This is a genomic window from Secundilactobacillus sp. MJ173 (assembly GCF_059704265.1).
In genome coordinates this window covers 12,223-31,959 of record NZ_BAAKGN010000030.1, presented here as the reverse complement: position 1 = coordinate 31,959, position 19,737 = coordinate 12,223, and the positions used below count along the sequence as shown (strand labels likewise).

Genomic DNA, 19,737 nt, shown 5'->3' with positions numbered 1-19,737 from the left:
AACCAGTATCACCATGCGGGTGTGGCGGAACTGGCAGACGCGCTAGATTTAGGTTCTAGTGTCTTACGACGTGGGGGTTCGAGTCCCTTCACCCGCATTACATTTAAATAGCAACATTCACTTTCGCCGACTTAGCTCAGTTGGCAGAGCATCTCACTAGTAATGAGGAGGTCGGAGGTTCGAATCCTCTAGTCGGCATTGTGCGGAAGTAGTTCAGTGGTAGAACATCACCTTGCCATGGTGGGGGTCGCGGGTTCGAATCCCGTCTTCCGCTTTTAACGTTTGTTCCTGCCGGGGTGGCGGAATTGGCAGACGCACAGGACTTAAAATCCTGCGGTCAGTGATGACCGTACCGGTTCGATCCCGGTCCTCGGCATTTTTAATTTAATATTATTTTGCACCCATAGCGCAACTGGATAGAGTGTCTGACTACGAATCAGAAGGTTGTAGGTTCGACTCCTACTGGGTGCATTTTTGTTGCTTTCATACAACAAACGGGAAGTAGCTCAGCTTGGTAGAGCACTACGTTCGGGACGTAGGGGTCGCAGGTTCAAATCCTGTTTTCCCGATTTACGACCGAACGTTGGGGGTCATCAGAAATGATGACCTCTTTTTTTGTGCGGTGATCCTAGCACCTAAGCAGATCAGGTGGTATTCCCATAGTTTCAAGGGGCTATCACCTGATTTTGTTTAGATGGCCGAAATCTGATTTGTGCAGCTGAATTTGACTCATAGACTCTTCGCATGAGGCTTTAACGGGAGTTTTATTGACGAATGCTTTATAATGGAGATAGCCAAATAAATAATTTGAAGTATTAGTCGTGAGGTCCAAAAAACCTTTATTATAGGTAGAAACTTTTTCGGTTTGAAAAAAATTGATCATTTGGGCGATAAATTAAAGTTTAAACCTTTGCAATTTCACCAAACATTCGTATAATGAAAGTCAACATTAGTCAAACATGATTGCTAAGTTGGTGAATGGAGGGAGTAGCGTGCAAAATCAAAATATTTCCGATATTATTGAGCAGTACCTGAAGGAGATTTTGTCGGATACGGAGCACGTGGAAATTCGCCGATCTGAAGTTGCGGATTTGTTCAATGTGGTGCCGTCACAAATTAACTATGTGATTAAGACCCGGTTTACCTTATCCAACGGTTATTTAGTGGAGAGTAAACGAGGCGGTGGCGGCTATATTCGAATCGAAAAGGTTAACCTATTAGATGATACCGATGTTTTAGATTCATTGATTGAAACAATTGGTGATTCAATTGGGCAACGTGATGGTTATGCCGTGGTTCAGGGACTTTATGAGAGTGGTGTGATTGGCCGAAGAGAGGCTAACATTATTTTAACCATCTTGAGTAAGGATACCTTGCAAATGGAAAACCGTGCGGAAGAGAACGGCTTGAGGGCGCGTATTTTAGTGAGTATCTTAAAACATCTACGCTATGAGAGCTAAGAAAGTGAGGAAATTACATGGATAATCTTTTTACCCCCAGTGCAAAGAGCGTCTTGGCATTAGCCCAAGAACAGGCGAAGTACTTTAAGCACCAAGCTGTTGGCACAGAGCACTTACTTTTAGCACTCACAATTGAAAAAAATGGGATTGCAAACAAGGTGTTACAGCAATTTTCCATTAGTGAAGATGATGTGCGTGAAGAAATTGAACGCTTCACAGGTTATGGCACCCTTAATAACGTTGATAAGGATACCTATTTGCCATATTCACCAAAGGCAAAGGACATGCTTTCCGTTGCTGGCGAAGAAGCTAAGCGAATTGGTGCCACGAAGATTGGCACGGAACATTTATTGCTTGCCTTACTGAGCGATGAAACGATTCTTTCCTCACGAATTTTAATGAATTTAAACATTGATTTAGCTCAGGCACGCAAGGTAATCTTGCGTAAGCTGGGCGTTACTGAAAACCAGGATAAGCGCCGCAGTCAACGTGGACGCAAGCAACAGGGCGGCACGCCTACATTGGATTCATTGGCACGTGATTTAACTCAGTTAGCACGTGACGACCGGATGGATCCAACGGTTGGCCGTAACAACGAAGTTCGGCGTGTGATTCAGATTTTGAGTCGCCGGACGAAGAATAATCCGGTTCTGATTGGCGAGCCCGGCGTTGGTAAAACTGCCATTGCTGAAGGCTTAGCACAACGGATCGTTAAGGGCGATGTCCCAGAAGACATGCAAAACAAGCGGTTAATGGCGCTGGATATGGGCTCATTAGTTGCTGGTACTAAGTATCGTGGTGAATTCGAAGACCGCTTGAAGAAAGTAATCGAAGAAATCTACAACGATGGTGAAGTGATTCTCTTCATTGATGAATTACACACCTTGATTGGTGCCGGTGGTGCTGAAGGGGCCATCGATGCCTCAAACATTTTGAAGCCTGCTTTAGCACGTGGCGAACTTCAAACAATCGGTGCAACGACGCTTGATGAATACCAAAAGTACATCGAGTCTGATGCTGCCCTTGAACGGCGGTTTGCAACTGTTCAAGTTGACGAACCGACTGAAGACGAAACCATTGAGATTTTGAAGGGGTTACGTCCGCGGTACGAACAACATCACAAGGCTAACATTACTGATGATGCGTTGGAGCAAGCCGTTAAGTTATCGACTCGCTACATTACAGACCGTTACTTACCTGATAAGGCAATTGATTTGATGGATGAAGCAGCTGCCAAGGTTCGTATCAGTCAGATGGACAAGCCAAATAACCAGACTAAGCAGGAAGCCAAACTTTCAGATTTGTCTGATCAACGTGAAGCTGCCATTCTTGATCAGCGTTTTGAAGAAGCTGCCAAGATTCGCGAACAGGAAATTGCGTTGAAGGATAAGCTGGATAAGAAGGCTGAGAAACAAGCTGAAGCTGGTAAGAAGTACAGCTTGAATGTCACTGGCGAAGACGTCGCTGAAGTGGTTTCAGAGTGGACTGGCGTACCAACGACGCAACTTAACCGAACTGAACAAGAACGGTTAGTTAACCTGGAAGGTATTTTGCACAAACGGGTGGTTGGCCAAGAGGAAGCTGTTTCCGCAGTTTCTCGAGCTATTCGTCGAGCCCGTTCTGGTTTGAAAGATCCGAACCGGCCAATTGGTTCATTCATGTTCTTGGGTCCTACTGGTGTTGGGAAGACTGAACTTGCTAAGGCTTTGGCTGAAGCAATGTTTGGTTCTGAAGACAACATGATCCGGGTTGATATGAGTGAATACATGGAGAAGTACTCAACTAGTCGTTTGATTGGTTCAGCACCTGGTTACGTGGGCTACGATGAAGGTGGCCAATTAACTGAGAAAGTTCGTCAAAAACCATACTCAGTTGTCTTATTTGATGAAGTTGAAAAAGCTCACCCGGACGTCTTTAATCTGTTGCTTCAAGTTCTGGATGACGGCTATTTAACTGATTCGAAGGGGCGTAAAGTTGACTTTAGAAACACCATTTTGATCATGACCTCGAACTTGGGTGCAACCAGACTACGGGATGAAAAGACCGTGGGCTTCGCTGCTAAAGATAAGTCCGGCGACTACGCTGCTATGGCGGATACCATTCGGGAAACGTTGAAGCAGAGTTTCCGGCCAGAGTTTTTGAACCGGATCGATGAAGTGGTTATTTTCCACAGCCTTGTAAAGAAGGAACTTCACCAAATCGTCAAGTTGATGGCTAAAACGGTGACTGATCGTGTTAAGGCTCAAGGCATCGATATTAAGATTACACCGGCTGCAATCGATGTGATTGCGGATGCCGGGTTCGATCCTGAGTACGGTGCACGGCCGATTCGTCGGGCATTACAGACTAAAGTGGAAGATCGCTTGAGTGAAGCGATGCTTTCGGGTGAAATTAAGACGGGTAACATGGTCACTTTAGGTGCCAGTCGCGGTAAGATTACCGTTAATGTTAAACAACCAGAAAAGGCCGAAACTAAGACCAACGAAACTGTTGGCAGTAAGTAAGGCTATCGGATAAACGCAAACAGGCTGATGGATTGTCTTTGTTGACGATTCATCAGCCTGTTTTTTATGTCATCTCAACCAGTATCATTACCGTAACAGGGGGATTCGTGATAAAATGGTAATCAGATAAAATACGGTCAACTGGAAGGGATAGTAGATGATTTGAAAAGAGAAGTGCAATTAGCAAAGACGCATCAGGCCATTCTAGACGCTGCTCGAAACCTCTTTTTGTCTCGGGGTTACCAGGGGACTTCCACACGGGATATTGCGAAAATTGTTGGGATTACTCAGCCGGCACTTTATCATCATTTTGCCGACAAAGACGTGCTTTTTTTACAGGTGATCGAAACGGTCGGACTTGAAATCAAGTCGGACATCGATGCGATTAATCAGCAGGGGGCTGCTGTGGCAGCTGATGAGCGGCTGGTTAAGATTACCCAGGTACTCACTGACAAGCATCCGCGGGACATCTTTACGGTGATTCATTCCAGCTTTGCCGACCTTAAGCCAGAAAATATGCGGCAGATGGGAACGATTTTTCAAGAGGATTACGTGACGCCCATTGAAACCTATTTTAAGAGTGCGGATGTTAAATTACGGCAAGGAATTCGGCCAACAGAAGCTGCTGAGTTTTATATTACCAGTTTGAGTCCACTATTCAGCAAGTTCCATCGCATCGGTGGCGTCAGCATGACCGAGGAAGAACACATTCGATTATTATTAGATTTTATTTTGCATGGTTTGGTGTCTGAAAAGGCATAACCAGTTGACAACTTAATCAGTAGCAGGTATACTATCTGCAGTATGTAACTGTGAACTGAAATGAATCGTTGCGATATATTGTCCGTAACGGCTCTCATAAAAACCAAAAGTAAGAACTTGATTTCTTATTTTTGGATTTTTTTTGCCAAAAAACCGGTGAGAATACGTTTTCATTTGAAATGTAATCAAACTGTAATATTTGGTTCAGTCCGCTGAATAAAATGGAGAGGTGAACAACTTGGCAGGACACTTGGTTAAATATGGCAAGCACCGGACCCGACGAAGCTACGCACGGATTAAGGAAGTTTTGGATCTTCCTAACTTGATTGAGATCCAAAAGAATTCGTACCAGTGGTTTCTAGATGAAGGCCTTAAGGACATGTTCGATGACATTATGCCTATCGAAGATTTCCAAGGCAATCTTTCATTGGAGTTCGTTGATTACCAGTTACTGGAACCAAAATATACCGTTGACGAAGCAAGAGAGCACGATGCCAACTTCTCGGCACCATTACATGTCACTTTACGGTTAACCAATCATGAGACTGGCGAAATTAAATCCCAAGATGTTTTCTTCGGCGATTTTCCACTGATGACAGAACAAGGGACGTTTATTATTAACGGTGCCGAACGGGTTATCGTTTCTCAATTAGTCCGTTCCCCAGGCGTTTATTACAATAAAGAAACTGACAAAAACGGTCGTACGATTTACGGTGCCACTGTCATTCCTAACCGGGGTGCATGGCTGGAATTTGAAACTGATGCTAAGGGCTTATCATACGTTCGGATCGACCGGACTCGTAAGATCCCAATGACCGAACTAGTTCGGGCTTTAGGCTTCGGTTCAGATGACGAAATCATCAAGATGTATGGTGATAACGACAGTCTTTCTGCAACCTTGGAAAAGGATGTTCACAAAAACAGCGAGGATTCACGTGTTGAAGAGGCCTTAAAGGACATCTACGAACGTCTACGTCCAGGCGAACCTAAGACTGCTGACTCATCACGGAGCTTGTTGACAGCTCGTTTCTTCGATCCAAAGCGTTATGATATGGCGCCTGTTGGTCGTTACAAGACAAACAAGAAGCTGGTTTTGAAGAACCGGTTGCTTGGTTTGACCTTAGCTGAAACCTTAGCTGACCCAGATACTGGTGAAGTGTTGGCTTCTAAGGGCGACTTGATCGATAAAGATCTGTTGAAGAATTTGACCCCATACCTTGACCGTGAAGACTTTAAGACGGTAACTTACACGCCTTCAGACGAAGCGGTTGTCACTGAACCAGTGACGTTGCAGACCATCATGGTGCAATCACCTGATGATCCAGAACGTGCTATTCCAGTGATCGGTAATGGTCACATTGATTTGAAGTACAAACATATTACACCTGCTGATATTTTGGCTGCTGTTAACTACTTCTTTGATTTACAAGATGGTATTGGCAACACCGATGATATCGATCACTTGGGTAACCGTCGGATTCGTTCTGTGGGTGAATTACTGCAGAACCAATTCCGGATCGGTTTATCACGGATGGAACGTGTTGTCCGTGAACGGATGTCAATTCAAGATGCCACAACTGTGACACCACAACAATTGATCAACATTCGGCCAGTTGTTGCTTCAATCAAAGAATTCTTCGGTTCATCACAACTGTCACAATTCATGGACCAAACCAACCCATTGGGTGAATTAACGCATAAGCGTCGTCTTTCAGCCCTTGGACCTGGTGGTTTGACTCGTGACCGTGCCGGTTATGAAGTCCGTGACGTTCACTATACCCATTACGGCCGGATGTGCCCAATTGAAACCCCTGAAGGTCCTAACATTGGTTTGATCAACAGTCTTTCCAGTTATGCTCGGATCAACAAGTATGGCTTTATTGAAACGCCATACCGTCGTGTTTCATGGACCACTCATAAGGTTACCGATAAGATCGATTACCTGACGGCCGATGAAGAAGATAATTACGTTGTTGCACAAGCTAACTCACCATTAAACGATGATGGTTCATTCGTTAACGATGTGGTTATGGCTCGTGCAAAATCAGAAAACATTGAAACCAGCATCGAAAACGTCGATTACATGGACGTTTCGCCTAAGCAAGTTGTGTCGGTCGCTACGGCCTGCATTCCTTTCTTGGAAAACGATGACTCAAACCGTGCGTTGATGGGTGCCAACATGATGCGTCAAGCTGTTCCTTTGCTTGATCCTCACTCACCATTGATCGGTACTGGTATTGAATATAAAGCTGCCCATGATTCTGGGGTTGCCTTGCTTTGCAAGCAACCAGGGACAGTTGAATACGTTGATGCTCGTGAAATTCGTGTTCGTCGCGAAGACGGTGCATTAGACACTTACAAGTTAATGAAGTTCCAACGTTCTAACGGTGGTAAGAACTACAACCAGCGTCCAATCGTTAAAGTCGGCGATAAAGTTGGCCCTGACGAAGTAATCGCTGATGGACCATCAATGGAAGATGGCGAATTGGCATTAGGCCAAAACCCATTAGTTGCTTTCATGACTTGGCAAGGTTACAACTTCGAAGATGCCATCGCCATTAGCGAACGATTAGTTACTGACGATGTCTACACTTCTATTCATATTGAAGAATACGAATCAGAAGCACGTGATACTAAGCTTGGACCTGAAGAAATCACTCGTGAAATCCCTAACGTTGGGGAAGATGCACTGAAGAACCTTGACGAAGAAGGTATTATTCGGATTGGTGCTGAAGTCCATGATGGTGACATCTTAGTTGGTAAAGTAACGCCTAAAGGTGTGACTGAATTATCAGCTGAAGAACGTTTGCTTCACGCAATCTTTGGTGAAAAGGCGCGTGAAGTTCGTGATACTTCACTTAAGGTGCCTCATGGTGGCGGCGGTATCATCCAGAATGTCCGGATTTTCACTCGTGAAAACGGTGATGAGTTATCTCCAGGCGTTAACAAGATGGTCCGTGTCTACATCGCTCAAAAGCGTAAGCTGCAAGTGGGTGACAAGATGGCCGGCCGTCATGGTAACAAGGGGACTGTTTCCGTTGTTATCCCTCAAGAAGATATGCCATATATGCCAGATGGTACCCCAATCGATATCATGTTGAGTCCAATGGGTGTGCCTTCCCGTATGAACATCGGGCAAGTGCTCGAAATTCACTTGGGAATGGCTGCTCGTAAGCTTGGCATTCACATTTCAACCCCTGTCTTTGATGGTGCACAAGATGAAGATATCTGGGCTGCTGTTAAGGAAGCCGGTATGGCTGATGATGCCAAGACTGTTCTGTATGATGGTCGGACCGGTGAACCATTTGACAAGCGTGTTGCCGTTGGTGTGATGCACTACATGAAACTGGCCCACATGGTTGACGATAAGATTCATGCACGTTCAATCGGACCTTACTCATTAGTTACCCAACAACCACTTGGTGGTAAAGCACAATTTGGTGGCCAACGTTTTGGTGAAATGGAAGTTTGGGCACTTGAAGCTTATGGTGCTGCTTACACCCTGCAAGAAATCTTGACTTACAAGTCAGATGACGTTGTTGGTCGTGTTAAGACTTACGAAGCCATTGTTAAAGGCGAACCAATTCCTAAGCCAGGTGTTCCTGAATCCTTCCGTGTGTTGGTTAAGGAATTACAATCATTGGGTCTGGACATGAAGGTTCTAGGCTCTGATAACAAAGAAATCGAACTGCGCGATATGGACGACGAAGATGACGACGTAGTGAACGTTGACGCTTTGAGTAAGTTCGCACAGCAACAAGAAGAACAAAAGAAGGCTACTGAGGCTAAAGAAGCTCAGGCAGCTAGCAAAGATGAAGCTGACACTAACGCTAAAGATTAATTAAAGGGAGGTCGATCCATTGGTCGATGTCAATAAGTTCGAAAGCATGCAAATTGGACTTGCATCGCCTGACAAGATTCGGAGCTGGTCATATGGCGAAGTTAAGAAGCCAGAAACCATCAACTACCGAACTCTAAAGCCAGAAAAAGACGGACTGTTCGATGAACGTATCTTTGGCCCAACCAAAGACTGGGAATGTGCTTGTGGTAAGTACAAGCGGATTCGTTACAAGGGCGTTGTTTGTGACCGTTGTGGCGTTGAAGTTACCCGTTCTAAAGTTCGTCGTGAACGTATGGGACACATTGAATTAGCTGCACCAGTTACTCATATCTGGTATTTCAAGGGTATTCCAAGCCGGATGGGTCTCGTGTTGGACATGAGCCCACGTTCACTTGAAGAGATTATCTACTTCGCTTCATACGTTGTGCTTGAACCAGGCAATACACCACTTGAAAAGAAACAGTTGCTTTCTGAACGTGAATATCGTGAAAAGAAAGCTGAGTATGGTAATGGGTTCACTGCCGAAATGGGTGCTGAAGCCATTAAGAAGTTACTCCGCGATGTTGATTTAACTAAAGAAGTGACTGAACTCAAGGAAGCTTTGAAGGAAGCTACTGGCCAAAAGCGGACGCGTGCCGTTCGTCGTTTGGACATTTTGGAAGCCTTCGTTACTTCTGGTAACAAGCCGGAGTGGATGGTTATGGATACCATTCCAGTTATTCCACCTGACTTACGGCCAATGGTTCAATTGGAAGGTGGCCGTTTCGCCACTTCTGACTTGAACGATTTGTACCGTCGAGTTATCAACCGTAACAACCGTCTCAAGCGTTTGTTAGATCTTCATGCACCTGGAATCATCGTTCAAAACGAAAAGCGGATGCTTCAAGAAGCCGTTGATGCTTTGATTGATAACGGTCGTCGTGGCCGTCCAGTTGCGGGTCCTGGTAACCGGCCATTGAAGTCTCTTTCACACATGTTGAAAGGGAAGCAAGGTCGTTTCCGTCAAAACTTACTGGGTAAGCGTGTTGACTACTCAGGCCGTTCTGTTATTGATGTGGGTCCTTCATTACGGATGAACCAAATGGGTCTGCCAGTGCCAATGGCAATGGAACTCTTCAAGCCGTTCATCATGAAGGAATTAGTTAGCCGTGGGTTAGCTTCTAACATTAAGAACGCTAAGCGGAAGATCGACCGTGAAGATGAAGATGTCTACAGTGTTCTGGAAGATGTTATCAAGGAACATCCAGTTCTACTGAACCGGGCACCTACGCTTCACCGTTTGGGTATTCAAGCCTTTGAACCAGTGCTGGTAAGCGGTAAGTCAATGCGTTTACACCCATTGGCCTGTGAAGCTTACAACGCCGATTTTGATGGTGACCAAATGGCCATTCACGTGCCTTTATCTGATGAAGCCCAAGCTGAAGCACGTTTGCTGATGCTTGCCGCTCACCATATTCTGGCACCTAAGGATGGGAAGCCAGTGGTTACCCCTTCTCAAGATATGGTTATTGGTAACTACTACCTGACTTTGGAAGAAGCCGGTCGTGAAGGCGAAGGCATGATCTTTAAAGATACTGACGAAGCGGTACTTGCATACCGTAACGGGTTAGTTCACTGGCACTCACGTGTTGGTATTCAAACCAGTTCTTTGAAGGGCAAGCCATTCACTGACGAACAAAAGAGTAAGATTTTGGTTACCAGTGTTGGTAAGCTGATCTTCAACGGTATTTTGCCACAGTCATTCCCATACTTGAATGAACCAACGGATACCAACTTGAACGGTTACGTACCAGACAAGTACTTCTTGGATAAGGGTGAAGATATTCATGATTATCTGAAGGATGCTGAAGTGGTTAAGCCATTCAACAAAGGTTTCCTGAGTGACATTATTGCCGAAGTCTACAAGCAGTACAAAGTGACCGAAACGTCATTACTGCTTGACCGGATGAAGGACTTAGGTTACGACGAATCGACTCAATCTGGCTTGACTGTCGGAATTGTCGACGTAACTGAAGTTAAAGATAAACCAGAAATTATTGAAGCTGCCCACAAACAGGTGGCAACAATTACTAAACAGTTCCGTCGTGGTTTGATTACCGACCACGAACGTTACGAACGTGTTATTGGTGTTTGGAACGATGCTAAGGATACTTTGCAAGACAAACTGATCCATAACTTCGATCCACAAAACCCAATTTTCATGATGAGTGACTCTGGTGCCCGTGGTAACATTTCTAACTTTACGCAACTTGCCGGTATGCGTGGCTTGATGGCCGCTCCTAACGGTGAAATCATGGAATTGCCTATTACTGCAAACTTCCGTGAAGGCCTCTCTGTTTTGGAAATGTTTATTTCTACCCATGGTGCCCGTAAAGGGATGACCGATACTGCCTTGAAGACTGCCAACTCAGGTTACTTGACCCGTCGTTTGGTTGATGTTGCTCAAGACGTTATCGTTCGTGAAGAAGACTGTGGCACCGATCGTGGTTTGACTATTCGCGCCATCAAGAATGGTAACGAAATGATTGAACCATTATACGACCGGATGTTAGGCCGTTATACCATGAAGACTGTTAATGACCCTAAGACTGGCGAAGTGATCATTGGTGCTAACCAGATGATCGATGAAGCTACTGCTCAACGGATCATTGACGCTGGTATTGAATCAGTTACTATTCGTTCCGTCTTCACTTGCAATACCTCTCACGGGGTTTGCGAACGTTGCTACGGTCGTAACATGGCTACTGGGGACCAAGTTGAAGTTGGTGAAGCAGTTGGTACTGTTGCTGCTCAATCAATCGGTGAACCTGGTACTCAATTGACCATGCGTAACTTCCATACCGGTGGTGTTGCCGGAAACGAAGATATTACTCAAGGGCTTCCTCGTGTTCAAGAAATCTTTGAATCTCGGAACCCTAAAGGTAAAGCTGAGATTACCGAAGTTACTGGTACGGTTGAATCTATCGAAGAAAACCCAGCAGAACGGACTAAGGAAATCACTATTAAAGGTGAAGCTGATACGAGAAGTTACACACTTCCAATTACAGCTCAACTGAAGGTGACCGAAGGCGACTACGTACACCGTGGTGCTGCTCTTAACGAAGGGTCAGTTGATCCTAAGGAATTAATTCGGGTTCGCGATGTTCTTTCTACTGAAAACTACTTGCTGAGTGAAGTTCAAAAGACTTACCGGATGCAAGGTGTGGCTGTCTTGGATAAGCACGTTGAGATCATGGTTCGTCAAATGCTTCGTAAGGTACGTATCATGGATCCAGGTGACACTGATGTCTTGCCTGGTACCTTGATGGATATCGATGACTTCCGTGATCATAACTACAAGACGTTAGTTGCCGGTGGTACACCAGCCACTGCTCGTCCAGTTATCCTTGGGATTACCAAGGCTGCCCTTGAAACTAACAGTTTCTTGTCAGCTGCGTCATTCCAGGAAACAACTCGAGTATTGACCGATGCTGCTATCCGCGGTAAGAACGATCCATTGGTCGGTCTTAAAGAGAACGTTATTATTGGTAAGATCATTCCAGCTGGTACTGGGATGCCTGATTACCGTAAGATCAAGCCAAAGGACGTTGGTGGATCTTCAACTGATGGTGTCTACTCAATTAATGAGTTGGAACGCCGGATGAAAGAAGAAGAAGCTAAGTAATTTGGTAAATGAAAGCGACTAGCTGTTTAAGCTAGTCGCTTTTTTGGTATCTGAAACATTGTGGTTAATTTGTGAAACGTAATTACCTCGTATTTTTTGGGGTGGATGGTACAATATCACTGACAGTTAAAGTTCTAACGTTAAAGGGGAGAATGACAATGATAAAAAAGATTCTAAAAGCGGGTTTTATATCGCTATTTGCAATCACGTTGGTTGCGATTCCAGGTAAGCGAGCTCAGGCTGCATCTTGGTTAAGTGGCACTAAACCGTATTATTCAAACTATGATTCTAACGGTGATGCTAATGCTGATTTGCTGTTTACGAGAGCGACCAAGCCGAGTAAGAATGCCTACATTTGGAACAATAATCATACGAAACATTTGCATAATTTAAAAAATTACCCGCATACAACTTGGTTCGCTAATAAGGGTATCAAGAAGGGGAATGCGATTTATTATTATATTCACAACGAGTCCAACTCTGCTAAGGGCTTAGTTTGGAGCGGTTATTTAAGCAAATATACTTACAAAACGGCTAGTAATTTTAAATCAGGAACGGCCTTTGTCAACTATATGCTATCTGCACCTGATCAAAAATTGGCTCGCGCAATTCTAAAACAGTTGCCAGGTATTCCAGTCAGCTACGAATTATCGAAATACGCGGCACATCGTTATACTGATTTTCCAAAGAGTATCACAGGTTTCGATGACATTACACCAATCAGTACGATAAGTTTACCAGCTTCTGATTTTCCCAAATCTGCCTTTCTGCATTCGGGCTTCGGATCCAAATTATTTTGGTACTGGGAAACAACGTACGGCCAAGCTGTAGCTCCGAGAGCTGCTAAAGTTCAGGAAGCAATGAATATTGCCGGATTGAAACTGAGCGATTATAACGGCGCAGGAACTAAATGGCGCATTGGGATTCAGGCGAATGATTACTTTGGTCCGCTGACACTCGTTTTAGCTCGGCAGACGAATTAAACGGTTAGACAAATAAAACAAGGTGTGACACAACTCGGTAGATTCCAGAATATAACACACCCCAAAACGGCATTCCGATGTTTCTTGTCGGGATGCCGTTTTGGGGTGTTATATGGCCGAATCTGAGTTGTGGAACCAGTTAAGGCAGTGGACTAAAGTAGGAAGAAAATAACTAGTAAATAACTGGCTGCAACGAACGGGATAAAGGGTAACCGGCGACGTTTAAATAAAAAACCGGTGATCAGTGCCGATAGACTGCTTAAGAGCAGTAACCAGGCAAAGGAGACAAAACCTAACAAAATCAATAAACAAAGGAACACGTCTATGTCACCTGAACCGATCCACGTAAGATGCGGTTCAAAAAATTGCAATCCGAGCCACATCAATATTATAGGAACAAAAATTAAATGATGAGGTGTAAAAAAGGTGTATACTGTGATAGCGCAAAATATGAGGGCATAACTATAACCAACCGGAAACTCGAAGTGGTGTGCGTCGCTGACTGCCATGAAGAATAGTAGGCTGCCGGCCAACACGAATAGAGTGCTGTGAAACGTCGGTTGCCAGTATAGCAATAAACTGCCAAAAAATAATTCACTGATGAGAGCGGCTTTTGCAATTGGCTGATTACAGTTGCGACAGCGGCCACCTAACATTAAGTAGGAATAAATCGGGACTAAGTCAAACCATATAATAGTTGATGAACAGCTGTCGCACTGTGAGCGAAGGGGGCGCCAGATGTTGCCACTAACGCTGAGTCTGGAATAACTAGCAAATAAAAATGAACCCAAAGCAGTACCTATAATAAATTGAATTAGAATCATATGATCACCTCAAAATTAATTACGAATTTTGCGGCGGTAATATTTTTAAAGAATCAAGCTAGTTTTTGCGGATGTTTTACACTTTGCGTTGACATTAAACGACGAAGCGTGGTATTCTTTTAAAGGTGCTTTTTGTAGACCGGTTTCTGCTTTGCAGACATGCTGACGGAAAACATGGCACGATAAAGGATCAACATCCGCTTTTATTTTTGCCCAAAAATGAATCACCTGGATGTGTGGACTTAAAATAACTAGACTAAGGAAGGAGGACTCTTAGATGCCTACAATCAACCAATTGGTTCGTAAAGGTCGTAAATCTAGAAGTTCTAAATCAAATGCCCCAGCTTTAAACTACGGGTATAACAGTTTCAAGAAGAAGCAAGTGAACAACCCAGCACCACAAAAACGTGGCGTTGCAACTCGTGTTGGTACGATGACTCCAAAGAAGCCTAACTCAGCTTTGCGGAAGTACGCGCGTGTTCGTTTGTCTAACTTAATCGAAGTGACAGCATACATTCCTGGTATCGGTCATAACCTTCAGGAACATAGTGTTGTTTTAATTCGTGGTGGCCGTGTTAAGGATTTACCTGGTGTACGTTATCACGTCATCCGTGGTGCTTTGGATACTGCCGGTGTTGAAGATCGTCGTCAATCACGTTCTAAATACGGTACTAAGAAGCCTAAGGAATAAAAACTTAAACACTAAGTTCCAACAAGGAGGATATAAGTAATGCCAAGAAAAGGAAACGTTCAAAAACGTGAAGTCCTTCCTGATCCAATCTACAACTCAAAGATGGTTACCCGTTTGATCAACCACTTGATGTTAGATGGTAAGCGAGGCACTGCATCACAAATTTTGTATGGTGCATTTGAATTAATTAAGAAAGAAACTGGCAACGACCCCGTTGAAGTATTCGACGAAGCAATGAAGAATGTTATGCCGGTCTTGGAAGTTAAGGCTCGCCGTGTCGGTGGTTCTAACTACCAAGTTCCAATCGAAGTTCGTCCAGAACGTCGGTCAACATTAGGTCTTCGTTGGATCGTTAACTATTCACGTTCTCGTGGCGAACACACGATGACTGAACGGTTAGCTCGCGAAATTATGGATGCCGCTAACAACACTGGTGCATCTGTTAAGAAACGTGAAGATACTCATAAAATGGCCGACGCCAACCGTGCATTTGCTCACTACCGTTGGTAATTTGCAAATTTGTTTGCTGTCAGCACCACTCAGGTGGGCTACGCGCAAGCTAGCTAAATGTTGATAGTGAAAATTGTTGGGATGGCTATAATTATTTTTTAATTTAGCCATCCTTTTTATAAATGTGAACAATCTTGAGAGGAGTTACAGATTTAACATGGCTAATACACGAGCTTTTCCACTAGAAAAGACCCGTAACATCGGGATCATGGCACATATCGATGCTGGTAAGACTACCACCACTGAACGGATCCTGTATTATACTGGTAAAATCCATAAGATTGGTGAAACCCATGATGGTGCTTCACAAATGGACTGGATGGAACAAGAACAAGAACGTGGTATCACGATCACTTCCGCAGCTACTACCGCTGAATGGAAGGGTCACCGTATCAACATCATCGATACCCCAGGTCACGTGGACTTCACTGTTGAAGTTGAACGTTCACTCCGTGTGCTTGATGGTGCGATTGCGGTCTTGGATGCCCAAGCCGGTGTTGAACCCCAAACTGAAACTGTTTGGCGTCAAGCTTCCGACTATGATGTTCCCCGTATCGTGTTCGTTAACAAGATGGATAAAATCGGTGCTGACTTTGATTTCTCAGTACAGACCATCAAGGATCGTCTCCAAGCCAACGCTTTAGCTGTTCAAATGCCTATTGGTGCCGAAGACAACTTCCAAGGTGTTATTGACTTGCTTGATATGAAAGCCGATATCTACGACGAAGATGAACTTGGTTCAGAATGGGATACAGTTGAAATTCCAGATGATTACAAAGAAGAAGCTGCTAAACGTCGTGAAAAGATGATTGAAGAAATCGCTGACGTTGATGACGACATTATGGAAAAATACCTTGAAGGTGTTGATATTCCAGTTGCCGAATTAAAAGCTGCTATCCGTAAAGCAACCTTGAACCTTGAATTGTTCCCAGTACTTGCTGGTTCAGCATTCAAGAACAAGGGTGTTCAAATGTTAATGGATGCTACAGTGGACTACTTGCCTTCACCATTGGATGTTAAGCCTTACAACGCTACTAACCCAGATACTGGTGAACAAGTTGAACTGAAGGCTAACGATGATGCTAGCTTTGCTGCTTTAGCATTTAAGATCGCTACTGACCCTTACGTTGGTCGTTTGACATTTATCCGGGTTTACCAAGGTACCTTGGAATCTGGTTCATATGTTTTGAACGCAACTAAGGACAAGCGTGAACGTGTTGGTCGTTTGCTGCAAATGCATTCAAATCACCGTCAAGAGATCCCAGAAGTCTTCTCTGGCGATATCGCTGCCGCTATTGGTTTGAAGAACACCACAACTGGTGACTCTTTGACTGATGTTGATCACCCATTACACTTGGAGTCAATGGAATTCCCTGACCCAGTTATTCAGGTTGCCGTTGAACCTAAGACTAAGGCTGATCAAGATAAGATGAACAACGCTCTGCAAAAGCTTTCTGAAGAAGATCCTACATTCAAGGCTGAAACTAACCCTGAAACTGGTGAAACTTTGATTGCTGGGATGGGTGAACTTCACTTGGATATCATCATCGATCGTATGAGACGTGAATTCAAGGTTGAAGCTACCGTTGGTGCACCTCAAGTTTCTTATCGTGAAGCCTTCACTAAGCAAACTTCTGCACAAGGTAAGTTTGTTCGTCAATCTGGTGGTAAAGGTCAATATGGTGATGTTTGGGTTGAATTTACCCCTAATGAAGAGGGTAAAGGATTCGAATTCGAAGATGCCATTGTTGGTGGTGTTGTTCCTCGTGAATACATCCCATCAGTTGAACAAGGTATCAAGGAATCAATGCAAAACGGTGTTCTTGCCGGTTACCCATTGATTGACTTGAAGGCCAAGTTATACGATGGTAGTTATCATGAAGTCGATTCTAGTGAAGCTGCCTTTAAGGTTGCCGCTTCAATGGCTTTACGTAACGCTGCTAAGACGGCTGATCCAGTTATCTTGGAACCAATCATGAAGGTTGACATTGTTGTCCCTGAAGAATACATGGGTGACATCATGGGCCAAGTTACTGCGCGTCGTGGCCGTGTGGACGGTATGGAAGCGCGTGGTAACGCACAAATGATTCATTCGTACGTGCCACTGGCTGAAATGTTCGGCTATGCTACTACTCTTCGTTCAGCATCACAAGGTCGTGGTACTTTCACCATGACTTTTGATCACTACGAAGCCGTACCAAAGTCAATTCAAGCAGAAATTATCAAGAAGAACGGCGGGACTCCTGCCGAAGATTAATTTCTTCGAAAAAGACGTTGCAATTTTGCAGCGTCTTTTTTAATACATATACTATAGAAGAAACGAAAAACTATTATTTTATACAAAATAATTCGAAGACTTTGACATCAATTTCAAAAACATCGCAATAATCCTTGTCAAACCGCCATTTATTTAGTATTATATATAGGTGCTGTATTTCGGGGAGCAAGTGTGCCCTGGATTAGCATAGCAAAGCGATGATGTGAAAGGTTGCGGCACACCCGGCCGCTTTGCCACGGGGTGTGACGGTAATTTTCACGGAGTTAGTCTTATTTTGAAAATAGACGTAAGGAGGGAATCCAATGGCAAAACAAAAAATTCGTATCCGTTTGAAGGCTTACGAGCACCGCATTCTTGACCAATCTGCAGAAAAGATTGTTGAAACTGCAAAGCGTACAGGTGCTGAAATTTCTGGTCCTATTCCATTACCAACTGACCGGACAGTTTACACGGTGCTTCGTTCACCACATAAGTTTAAGAAGTCGCGTGAACAATTTGAAATGCGCACTCACAAACGGTTAATCGATATTGTTAACCCAACACCAAAGACGGTCGACTCATTAATGAAGTTAGACTTGCCTTCAGGTGTGGATATCGAAATCAAATTATAATTTAGATTCAGAACAAAAAATTACATTATATCGGAGGTGTACTCATGACCAGAAAAGGAATCTTAGGTAAAAAAGTAGGGATGACGCAAGTCTTCACTGATAATGGCGAATTGATCCCAGTTACTGTTGTTGAAACTACTCCTAACGTTGTGTTACAAGTTAAGACAGTTGAAAACGATGGTTACGATGCAATTCAATTAGGCTACGAAGATAAACGCGATGTTTTGAGCAACAAGCCCGAAAAAGGTCATGTAGCAAAAGCAAACACGACTCCTAAGCGCTTCATTCATGAAATCAGAGATGTTGAGCTAGGAGATTACAAGGTAGCAGACGAAGTTAAGGCAGACATCTTTGATGCTGGCGAATACGTTGATGTCACCGGTACAACAAAGGGTCATGGTTACCAAGGTAACGTTCATAAGGATGGCCAATCACGTGGACCTGAAACCCACGGTTCTCGTTATCACCGTCGTCCAGGTTCTTTGGGTGCTATTATCAACCGTGTCTTCAAGGGTATGAAATTACCTGGTCGGATGGGTAACAACACTCGGACTATCCAGAACTTAAAGATCGTTCGCGCTGATGTTGAAAACAACGTCTTGTTGATCAAGGGTAACGTACCTGGCGCCAACAAGTCATTCATCGAAATTAAGAGTGCCGTTCGCGCACCTAAGAAATAAGAAAGGAGGAAACGTAAATGACTAGTGTTACATTATTTAAGCAAGACGGTAGCCAAAATGGTGACGTTACTTTAAACGATGCTATCTTCGGCATCGAACCAAACGAAAACGTCGTGTTTGATACTGTTTTGATGCAACGTGCTTCACAACGCCAAGGAACTCATGCGGTTAAGAACCGTAGTGCTGTTCGTGGTGGTGGTAAGAAGCCATGGCGTCAAAAGGGTACTGGCCGTGCTCGTCAAGGTTCTACCCGTTCACCACAATGGGTTGGCGGTGGAACTGTCTTTGGCCCAACACCTCGTTCATACGCTTACCATCTTCCAAAGAAGGTTACGCGTTTGGCATTGAAGTCAGTTCTTTCACAGAAGGTTGCTGACGGTTCGTTAGTTGTTGTTGATGCATTTAACTTTGATCAACCAAAGACTAAGGAATTTGCAAAATCATTATCTAGTTTAAACGTTTCAACAAAGGCTTTAGTGGTTCTTGAGGAAGACAATAAGAATGCAGAATTGGCAGCTCGTAACTTGGCTAATGTTCAAGTTATCGAAGCCAAGGGGATTAACGTATTGGATGTCATCAACAGTGACAAACTTGTGTTAACTCAAGCTGCTCTTTCTCAGATTGAGGAGGTGCTCGCATAATGGAAGCTCGTGATATTATTTTGCGTCCTGTCATTACAGAAGCATCTACTGCTTTGTTAGATGACAAGCGTTATACATTCGACGTAGACGTACGTGCTACGAAGACTCAAGTTAAAAAAGCTGTTGAAGAAATCTTTGACGTTAAAGTTGTTAAAGTTAACATCATGAACGTCAAGGGTAAGTTAAAGCGTCAAGGTCGTTACGAAGGCTACACTAAGAAGCGTCGTAAGGCTATTGTCACTTTATCAGCAGATTCAGAAGAAATTAAGTTATTCGGTGAAGAATAAC

General features: G+C 44.0%; 14 protein-coding genes and 6 tRNA genes. 19 read left to right on the top strand and 1 reads right to left on the bottom strand.

Annotated elements, in window-relative coordinates; all coding sequences use genetic code 11:
• Positions 1-15 precede the first annotated feature (15 nt).
• From AC6H04_RS04845 to AC6H04_RS04790, 12 genes are all read left to right on the top strand, one after another.
• Positions 16-97, top strand: a tRNA-Leu gene (locus AC6H04_RS04845).
• A 28-nt stretch (positions 98-125) separates the two neighbouring features.
• Positions 126-198, top strand: a tRNA-Thr gene (locus AC6H04_RS04840).
• Between the two features lie 4 nt (positions 199-202).
• Positions 203-274 (top strand) — tRNA-Gly (locus tag AC6H04_RS04835).
• Positions 275-290: 16 nt separating this feature from the next.
• A tRNA-Leu gene (locus tag AC6H04_RS04830) sits at positions 291-376 on the top strand.
• Between the two features lie 21 nt (positions 377-397).
• Positions 398-471, top strand: a tRNA-Arg gene (locus tag AC6H04_RS04825).
• Positions 472-495: 24 nt separating this feature from the next.
• A tRNA-Pro gene (locus AC6H04_RS04820) sits at positions 496-569 on the top strand.
• Positions 570-992: 423 nt separating this feature from the next.
• Positions 993-1,460 carry a CtsR family transcriptional regulator gene (locus AC6H04_RS04815; protein ID WP_497570607.1) on the top strand — a complete coding sequence of 156 codons (468 nt, stop codon included), beginning with the start codon at positions 993-995 and terminating at the stop codon, positions 1,458-1,460.
• A 17-nt stretch (positions 1,461-1,477) separates the two neighbouring features.
• The gene (locus AC6H04_RS04810; RefSeq protein WP_497570606.1) at positions 1,478-3,964 is read left to right on the top strand and encodes an ATP-dependent Clp protease ATP-binding subunit; all 2,487 of its coding nucleotides are present in this window, start codon (positions 1,478-1,480) and stop codon (positions 3,962-3,964) included.
• A 162-nt stretch (positions 3,965-4,126) separates the two neighbouring features.
• Entirely contained in the window at positions 4,127-4,726 is a 600-nt protein-coding gene (locus tag AC6H04_RS04805; RefSeq protein WP_497570605.1) for a TetR/AcrR family transcriptional regulator, read from the top strand.
• A gap of 238 nt (positions 4,727-4,964) precedes the next feature.
• Positions 4,965-8,567, top strand: a complete 3,603-nt coding sequence (rpoB, locus tag AC6H04_RS04800) for a DNA-directed RNA polymerase subunit beta (protein ID WP_497570604.1) — start codon at positions 4,965-4,967, stop codon at positions 8,565-8,567.
• 19 nt (positions 8,568-8,586) lie between these two features.
• Positions 8,587-12,231, top strand: a complete 3,645-nt coding sequence (gene rpoC / locus AC6H04_RS04795) for a DNA-directed RNA polymerase subunit beta' (protein ID WP_497570603.1) — start codon at positions 8,587-8,589, stop codon at positions 12,229-12,231.
• Between the two features lie 158 nt (positions 12,232-12,389).
• Complete coding sequence (locus AC6H04_RS04790; protein ID WP_497570602.1) at positions 12,390-13,214, top strand: hypothetical protein; 825 nt, start codon at positions 12,390-12,392, stop codon at positions 13,212-13,214.
• 152 nt (positions 13,215-13,366) lie between these two features.
• On the opposite strand, the gene AC6H04_RS04785 is transcribed toward AC6H04_RS04790, so the two are convergent.
• Positions 13,367-14,038 (bottom strand): prepilin peptidase, encoded by a 672-nt coding sequence (locus AC6H04_RS04785; protein WP_497570601.1) that lies wholly within the window; start codon positions 14,036-14,038, stop codon positions 13,367-13,369.
• Positions 14,039-14,315: 277 nt separating this feature from the next.
• Between AC6H04_RS04785 and rpsL the strand changes: the two genes are divergently transcribed.
• The 7 genes from rpsL (at position 14,316) to rplW (ending at position 19,736) form a co-directional block, all read left to right on the top strand.
• Positions 14,316-14,729 (top strand): 30S ribosomal protein S12, encoded by a 414-nt coding sequence (gene rpsL / locus AC6H04_RS04780; RefSeq protein WP_098823978.1) that lies wholly within the window; start codon positions 14,316-14,318, stop codon positions 14,727-14,729.
• Positions 14,730-14,768: 39 nt separating this feature from the next.
• Positions 14,769-15,239, top strand: coding sequence for a 30S ribosomal protein S7 (rpsG, locus tag AC6H04_RS04775; RefSeq protein ID WP_089109068.1), 471 nt, complete (start codon positions 14,769-14,771; stop codon positions 15,237-15,239).
• Positions 15,240-15,396: 157 nt separating this feature from the next.
• The gene (gene fusA / locus AC6H04_RS04770; protein ID WP_497570600.1) at positions 15,397-17,496 is read left to right on the top strand and encodes an elongation factor G; all 2,100 of its coding nucleotides are present in this window, start codon (positions 15,397-15,399) and stop codon (positions 17,494-17,496) included.
• Positions 17,497-17,819: 323 nt separating this feature from the next.
• Positions 17,820-18,128, top strand: a complete 309-nt coding sequence (gene rpsJ / locus AC6H04_RS04765; RefSeq protein WP_089088837.1) for a 30S ribosomal protein S10 — start codon at positions 17,820-17,822, stop codon at positions 18,126-18,128.
• A 44-nt stretch (positions 18,129-18,172) separates the two neighbouring features.
• Positions 18,173-18,808, top strand: coding sequence for a 50S ribosomal protein L3 (gene rplC / locus AC6H04_RS04760; protein WP_098823980.1), 636 nt, complete (start codon positions 18,173-18,175; stop codon positions 18,806-18,808).
• A gap of 17 nt (positions 18,809-18,825) precedes the next feature.
• Positions 18,826-19,449 (top strand): 50S ribosomal protein L4, encoded by a 624-nt coding sequence (gene rplD / locus AC6H04_RS04755; protein ID WP_497570599.1) that lies wholly within the window; start codon positions 18,826-18,828, stop codon positions 19,447-19,449.
• Positions 19,449-19,736 (top strand): 50S ribosomal protein L23, encoded by a 288-nt coding sequence (gene rplW / locus AC6H04_RS04750; protein WP_497570598.1) that lies wholly within the window; start codon positions 19,449-19,451, stop codon positions 19,734-19,736. Before rplD ends, rplW begins: the two co-directional genes overlap by 1 nt.
• Position 19,737: the final 1 nt, after the last annotated feature.

Excerpts from the sequence above, each read along its gene's own strand:
- AC6H04_RS04810 (WP_497570606.1), top strand. The coding sequence starts at position 1,478 with ATGGATAATCTTTTTACCCCCAGTGCAAAGAGCGTCTTGGCATTAGCC.
- AC6H04_RS04790 (WP_497570602.1), top strand. The coding sequence starts at position 12,390 with ATGATAAAAAAGATTCTAAAAGCGGGTTTTATATCGCTATTTGCAATC.
- AC6H04_RS04785 (WP_497570601.1), bottom strand. The coding sequence starts at position 14,038 with ATGATTCTAATTCAATTTATTATAGGTACTGCTTTGGGTTCATTTTTA.
- rpsL (WP_098823978.1), top strand. The coding sequence starts at position 14,316 with ATGCCTACAATCAACCAATTGGTTCGTAAAGGTCGTAAATCTAGAAGT.
- rpsG (WP_089109068.1), top strand. The coding sequence starts at position 14,769 with ATGCCAAGAAAAGGAAACGTTCAAAAACGTGAAGTCCTTCCTGATCCA.
- fusA (WP_497570600.1), top strand. The coding sequence starts at position 15,397 with ATGGCTAATACACGAGCTTTTCCACTAGAAAAGACCCGTAACATCGGG.
- rpsJ (WP_089088837.1), top strand. The coding sequence starts at position 17,820 with ATGGCAAAACAAAAAATTCGTATCCGTTTGAAGGCTTACGAGCACCGC.
- rplC (WP_098823980.1), top strand. The coding sequence starts at position 18,173 with ATGACCAGAAAAGGAATCTTAGGTAAAAAAGTAGGGATGACGCAAGTC.
- rplD (WP_497570599.1), top strand. The coding sequence starts at position 18,826 with ATGACTAGTGTTACATTATTTAAGCAAGACGGTAGCCAAAATGGTGAC.
- rplW (WP_497570598.1), top strand. The coding sequence starts at position 19,449 with ATGGAAGCTCGTGATATTATTTTGCGTCCTGTCATTACAGAAGCATCT.